A 3140-nucleotide genomic window follows, 5' to 3' on the forward strand; every position below is an offset into this window, starting at 1 on the left:
GAATAAAGATGCAATGTATCAGTTATACTATGTAATATTTATTCATTACAAAATATGGTGGTATGTATGACTAAGCAAACAATTACTTTATTTCAAGTTTCTATGATACTCATTGGTAGTATTGGGATAATTAATCATGTCATTATGATTCCTATGTTATTAGATACCTCAGGTAGAGATTCGTGGATCTCTATCATATTAGTAAGCATTATATACTTGATTTGGATTTCATTAATATTCATCATATATAAAAACATAAAAAATGAACATTTATTTTTGTGGTTAAAAAATAATTTTGGGAAATTCAGTGTATATCCAATCATATTCATAGTTGTACTTTATTTAATAACAATTGGTGTCGTTGCACTAAAAGAAACATTAACCTTTTTCTCTTTTTATTTACCAGAAACACCTCACTTTGTATTAGGAATACTTTTTTCAATGATTTGTCTCTATAATGCTACAAGAGGAATTCAATCTATTGCACTTACAACAGGTGTTTTGTTACCTATTGTATTTCTACTTGGTTTTTTTGTCATGTTTGCAAATGTTCCACATAAAGATTATTCTTTACTTCAGCCAATGATGGAAAATGGAATGAATCCAGTATTTAGGGGGATGGTTTATCCTGCAGCAGGATTTCTAGAGTTAATTTTTATTCTTTTTTTACAACATCACATTTGTTCAAAAGTCAAATTATATCAACTGATTGCTTTGGGTATTGTTATTATTGGTATCACAATAGGACCAGTTATGGCAGCAATTATAGAATTTGGTCCTTTCGTAGCAGCAAACCAACGATATCCAGCATTTGAAGAATGGAGACTTGTGTCAATAGGAAGGTACATTGAAAATTTAGACTTTCTCTCCGTGTATCAGTGGCTTGTAGGGATCTTTATTCGTCTATCACTTGTTGTTTTTCTTATTCCAGATTTGTTATCAATTACAAATCGGAAAACGAGAAATGGGATTATGTTTGCTATACTTTCATGTATTGTAGTAATAAGTATACTCCCCATCAGTGACTCTAGTTTCTATTGGTTTGTGTCTCAAATTGTTTTACCAGTTTCAGCATTAGGACTATTTTTGTTTTCTATCTTACTAATAGTGTTTGTATGGGTTGTTAAATATAAGAAAAGCTCTTGAAAGAGTATGAGAATATATTTCATATAAGGTTGCTGAGTTTGAAGGAGACAACGTAGATGAACAAACGAGTAGAATTAAACGAGAAGATAATATTAGAGTGGTTTGAGGGATGTAACGATATAAAAGTAATAAAGCGTGAATTCGATGAGAAAGAAAAAACGAGGTCAGTATTGTTTATGTATTGTCAAAACTTAATTGACAATACAAAATTAAAACAAGCCACATCATCCCATGTTTGCAAAGAGCTTTTAAGTAATTCGATAGAAGAACTTAACCTTTCAACATTAATTCCCCAGTTATCAGTACAGAAATTAGATATAGTAAATTCGAATGAAACTATCTCTCAGATTATATTTGAAGGTAACCTCCTCATTATTTTTGAAGAATCTAAACAAGGATATATAGTTGATATTGCCCAAATACCTACTAGATCAGTTGAACAAACAAATACAGAGATGACCATTCGGGGTGCACGTGATGGATTTGTTGAAGAGTTAAACACAAATATAGGATTAATTAGAAAAAGACTAAAAACGAGTTCTCTTAGTTATGAAGAATTTATTATTGGAGAAAGAACACAAACTAAAGTAGCACTCATGTATTTAAAAGATATCGCATCTCAAGATATCATTAATCAAGTTCGATTAAAATTAAGACAAATTAAAATAGATGGGGTCGTTTCAAGTGCACAAATTGAAGAATTAATCACAAACAATCAATTTAGTGTATTTCCTTTAGTCGAATATACAGGACGCCCTGATTATGCTGTGAATTGTTTGCTATATGGGCGTTTTATTTTACTAGTTGAAGGGTCACCAACAGCCACTATTGCACCAGTTACATTTCCTTTTTTTGTGAATACATCGGAAGATCAAGATTTTTTCTATATATTCGGTAGCTTTGTACGACTTGTAAGTCTTTTGGGGATAGCAATTTCTATATTTCTTCCAGGAATTTGGATAGCACTAATTACATATCATCCAGATCAGATTCCCTATACGTTGCTAGCTACATTAAGCTTATCAAGAGAAGGGATTCCTTTTCCAGCTCCTTTAGAAGGGCTAATTATGATGACCTTATTTGAAATTTTGAGGCAAGCAGGATTACGTGTTCCTGCCGTATTTGGTCAAACATTATCTGTTGTAGGGGGATTAATTATTGGACAAGCTGCTATTAGTGCAGGAATTGTTTCAGCATCTATGGTCATTATAATAGCAATCTCGGTTGTTTCGACATTTGCTTTAACTAATCAGTCAGTAACAGGAATAATAAGTATATTGCGGTATGTAGTATTCTTAGTATCTTCTTTATTAGGCATAGTAGGATTTATCTTTTGTGTCCTTGTGATGGTGATACACGTAGTAAATTTACGCTCTTTTGGAGTTCCATTCTTTACACCATATTCACCCCCTGTGTTTAAAAGTATGCTAGCAGCCACATTTAGACTTCCTTTCACGTATATGAAAAAAAGACCTAAAGAATTGCATACGCAAGATAATACAAGGAAAAGAGAGAGTACCGATGAAGAAAAATAAAAGAATAGTTATATTTCTTTTTATGATGTGTACGTTTCTAACAGGGTGTTGGGATCAAAGAGAGTTGCATCACGTTTTGTATATAAATAGTCTAGGTATCGATTTTAAAGATAATAATTATATCATCCGTCCGCAATTTATTAATTTTTCTAACATAGCTAAACAAGAAGGGAGCACTACCCGTAATTATAGCCAGGCCTATATTGGAAAGGGGAAAGGACCCATTTTAGATGAGGCAGCATTTGATTTTTATAAGGGTGCTCAACAAGAAATCTCATGGGAGCATCTCAAAACAATTGTTGTAACAGAGAGATTTCTAAAACATGGTGACTTAAATCAATTTAATGATTTTTTCTCTCGTTTTTTTCAATTTCGAGATACTATGTGGATCTTTGGAACTAAGGAACCTTTAGAAAATATATTAGCGAACAATAATATTTTAAATATTTCTCAATTATA

The 3140-nt window shown here is 31.8% G+C and carries 3 protein-coding genes; all 3 read left to right on the forward strand.

What is annotated here, in order from left to right; translation table 11 throughout:
* Window positions 1-66 precede the first annotated feature (66 nt).
* Complete coding sequence (gene gerXB / locus KI356_RS26230; protein WP_128280122.1) at window positions 67-1146, forward strand: spore germination protein GerXB; 1080 nt, start codon at window positions 67-69, stop codon at window positions 1144-1146.
* A gap of 56 nt (window positions 1147-1202) precedes the next feature.
* Entirely contained in the window at window positions 1203-2681 is a 1479-nt protein-coding gene (gene gerXA, locus KI356_RS26235; protein ID WP_128280123.1) for a spore germination protein GerXA, read from the forward strand.
* On the forward strand, window positions 2668-3140 hold a 473-nt coding region (locus KI356_RS26240), incomplete at its 3' end, for a Ger(x)C family spore germination protein (RefSeq protein ID WP_498066723.1). The genes gerXA and KI356_RS26240, both read left to right, overlap by 14 nt.

It is taken from the genome of Bacillus hominis (genome assembly GCF_018332515.1).
GTDB lineage: Bacteria > Bacillota > Bacilli > Bacillales > Bacillaceae_G > Bacillus_A > Bacillus_A hominis.

Bases quoted from the DNA above. Each gene is read 5' to 3' on its own strand.
- gerXB (WP_128280122.1), top strand. From the start codon at position 67: ATGACTAAGCAAACAATTACTTTATTTCAAGTTTCTATGATACTCATT.
- gerXA (WP_128280123.1), top strand. From the start codon at position 1,203: ATGAACAAACGAGTAGAATTAAACGAGAAGATAATATTAGAGTGGTTT.